The 3,416-nt window shown below is 41.4% G+C and carries 4 protein-coding genes; 1 reads left to right on the top strand and 3 read right to left on the bottom strand.

The annotated features are described in order from the left end of the window. Nucleotides 1–1,272 (top strand): ABC transporter substrate-binding protein (locus AB4Z17_RS32885; protein WP_441964590.1); only part of this gene is annotated, 1,272 nt, incomplete at its 5' end. A gap of 104 nt (nucleotides 1,273–1,376) precedes the next feature. Here the strand turns inward: AB4Z17_RS32885 and AB4Z17_RS32880 are convergent. The 3 genes from AB4Z17_RS32880 to AB4Z17_RS32870 form a co-directional block, all read right to left on the bottom strand. Further along, a complete protein-coding gene (locus AB4Z17_RS32880) occupies nucleotides 1,377–2,378 on the bottom strand; it encodes an NADP-dependent oxidoreductase (protein ID WP_441964588.1) in 1,002 nt (333 codons plus the stop codon). 64 nt (nucleotides 2,379–2,442) lie between these two features. Then, entirely contained in the window at nucleotides 2,443–2,781 is a 339-nt protein-coding gene (locus AB4Z17_RS32875; RefSeq protein ID WP_430061946.1) for an ArsR/SmtB family transcription factor, read from the bottom strand. A gap of 347 nt (nucleotides 2,782–3,128) precedes the next feature. Then, nucleotides 3,129–3,416, bottom strand: a 288-nt coding sequence (locus AB4Z17_RS32870) for an IS3 family transposase (protein ID WP_441964586.1), incomplete at its 5' end; no start/stop codon positions are given.

The following is a 3,416-nucleotide window of genomic DNA, read 5'->3' as shown; positions in this document are numbered from 1 at the left end:
TGGCAGGAGTATGAGGATCGGCTGAACACGCTCATATCCGCAGGTAGCCCGTTCGACATTGCTTTTGCCCCCAACTATGCAACTACCGCTATGCGCGGCGCATGGCTAAAACTTGATGACTATCTTTTGAGTCTAGGTAAGGATTTGTACGACACGATTGACCCCACCTTCTGGCAAGGGGTAAGAATGAATGATGGAGGCATTTATGGTGTACCGACCAATAAAGAGCTGGCTGTACGTGATCATTGGATGTACCCTGCTTCGATCGTAAAAAAGTACAATATCGATATCACCAAGTATAATACGCTGGAATCGCTAGAACCATTGCTCCGGATGATTCAGCAGAATGAACCATCCTATATACCAATGGAATTAGATCGGGATTCACAAAATTTCTTCGCTCTCTATGGCTACGAGTATATTTTGAATCATAAAGTTCCGTTAATGGTGAAATCACTGGACCCTAACTCTAAGGTCGTGAATATTTTTGAAACAAAGGAAGCCCGGCAGATATTAGACACAATGCGACGGTATTACAAAGAGGGCTTCATTAACAAGGATGCTGCACTACGGGAACCTGGCGGACTTAAGCGTGGGGATCAGGTATTCTGGAAATCCTCAGGCGGCGGCCCACTCTCGGATACGAATTGGAGTAAGGATCGCGGGTACAAGGTTGTATCGAATCCCGTAACCCCTAGTGTCGTCACTACGGAATCCGTCCGTGGCGGAATCATGGCTATTAATGCCAACACCAAGCATCCTGTTGAGTCTATTAAGTTTCTGAACCTGCTTAATACAGACCCTGAAATACGAAACCTATTTAACTATGGAATTGAAGGATTGCATTACACGCTAGATGAACATGGGCAAGCGAACCCCATTCCCGGCAAAGACAGCCAAGGCAACCCAATCCCGGATGCACCAGCGAGCTATGCAGGAGTACAATATACACAGGGCAACTGGTTTATCTTGAAAACTATAGGCGGCGATAACCCGGAACCGCTCGATAAGTGGGATCAATTCCGCAAATACAACGCTGAAGCAATCAAGTCCACCATTCTTGGCTTCACGCCTGATCTATCTAAGCTGACCGCCCAAACCGATAACATCGAGATGATTTGGAAAAAATACTATCCAAGCCTTATGACCGGTACGGTCGATGTTGACACAATCCTCCCAAAATTTAACGAGGAGCTAAAACTAGCAGGTATCGAAGAGGTGCGGAAAGAAATACAGAAGCAGTTGGATGAGAAGCGAAGCTCAAAGAGGTAAGTACTTTAATGCCTCCCACAGCCTATTATTGAATATGTATATAAGCGGAAAAGGCAGCCTCTATCGGCTGCCTTGTGTCATTCTACTATTTTACTTGGTAAAACTTACTTTATTTTAACGACTACCTTTCCTTTAGCCCTTCCACTTTCAAGGTATTGAAAGGCTTGCCCTGTTTCTTTAAAATCAAACACTTTATCAATAACCGGAATAATGTGACCCTCTTCTATAAACTTCTTAATGGTTTTTAATTGCGCTCCGCTTGGTTTCATAAAGAGGAAATGATATCTCGTACCGCTTTTCTTCTCTAGGGCTGTAATTTTACGGCTCACAATGGATAGAACGGCCGTCTTCAACCAGCCTAATTTTGCTTCCTTGCCGAATCTGGAGTTGGGCAGGCCGGAGACAGATACTATTTTACCGTTTGGTTTCAGTACCTGGAATGATTTTTCCAATGCTGTTCCACCTAAGGTATCGTACACCGCGTCATAGCCTGTAAGCATTTCTTCAAAATTCTCTGTTTTATAATTAATGATTTTATCGGCGCCCAGTGAGTTGACCAAATCATAGCCTTTATCACTTGCTGTTGTGGCGACATAAGCACCCATCAATTTGGCCAGTTGGATAGCGAAGGTGCCTACCCCTCCAGATCCTGCATGAATTAAAATCTTTTGTCCTTTTTGAAGGTTCAAAATATCGTAAAAGGCCTGATATGTCGTAAGTCCGACCAGTGGTATCGATGCCGCTTCTTCAAAATTTAGGTTTCGTGGTTTTAGAGAAATATCATCTTCATGAATGGCAATATATTCAGCTAACGTTCCGATCCTGTCTTTGCGAGGTCTTCCATAAACCTCATCACCGGGTTTAAATGCGCTCACGCGCTTACCAACCTTCGTTACTACCCCAGAAAAATCATTTCCGAGAACTAAAGGAAATTCATACGTTAGCAGTAATTTTACTTTTCCTTCTTTTATTTTGAAATCGATAGGATTTAAGCTCGCCGCATAAATCTCTACTAATACATCATGTTCTCCCATTGTAGGCATTGGTCGTTCCGTCATGATTAAGGGTACATTTTTCCCATATTTCTCAATCGTCATAGCCTTCATTATTATCACTCCCATCAAGATCATTCGTTTAAACATATAAACGTATAAAGCGAAAAAATTCATTTTATTCCATTGAAGATTGCAAAGATCCGCTACACTGAGCTTCAATAGCCTCAATTAAAGATTTAAGTTGCTCTAATGGTTTGCGGAGAGTCAGGACATAGTAATTTTCAACGCTCTTTTTCTCGTAACTAACATAGCCAGACTGTCTTAATACCTTCAAATGATGGGAGACGGCAGGCCGGGACAAGTCAATTTGATCCGCTATAGTATTAACATTAAGTCCAGCTTTATGCTGTGCAAGCAGCAAAATTATGGCTTGACGTTTTTCATCTGTAAGAACATCCAGCAAGGGAATGGAATCTTTAAATTGCTGTACAATTTGTTCAGTATTTTGGCTCATACACTTCACTTCCGTTCATTCGTTTAATTATATAAACCTATTATAACCAACTTTTTGACAAGATCAAATATTTTATACAATACCTATGCTGGCGGAGCAGCGCTGGTATCGGTTCTTATCCGCAGAATCATAATAAACTATTTTATATTYAGCACTATCTTTAATTCATTTTCCAAATCGCAATTCTCATCTATGTATTTCAAGCATTCTTAGTTTCTTTTTGCAGTTGGAAACTCCACAATTTGAATGCTGAATAGATCCAAAACCGCAAAAACTGCCAAAGCAAACCCGCTATTCCATAACGCATGAATCCAATTTTGGATTGTCAACATAAAACTGAACAACTTTTATAAGGGCATACTCCTGGCTTCAACAGGAGTTAGATAATCTAGTGTTCCGTGAATCCTATGGTAATTAAACCAATGGACGTAATCATGGAGTTCGACATCAAGCTGCTCATCCGTAAGGAAATGCACTTGGTTAGCGAATTCCGTCTTAAAAATTTTAAATGTTGCTTCTGCAACGGCATTATCGTAGGGACAGCCTTTTCGGCTAAGGGATCGTGTAACGCCAAACGTTGTCAACGCTTCAGAAATGAGCTTATTATCAAACTCTCTGCCTCGATCCGTATGAAA

It is taken from the genome of Paenibacillus sp. TAF43_2, assembly GCF_052113545.1.
Taxonomy (GTDB): Bacteria; Bacillota; Bacilli; order Paenibacillales; family Paenibacillaceae; genus Pristimantibacillus.
The sequence above is the reverse complement of the archived record's forward strand: the minus strand, read 5'-3'. Positions and strand labels throughout refer to the sequence as shown.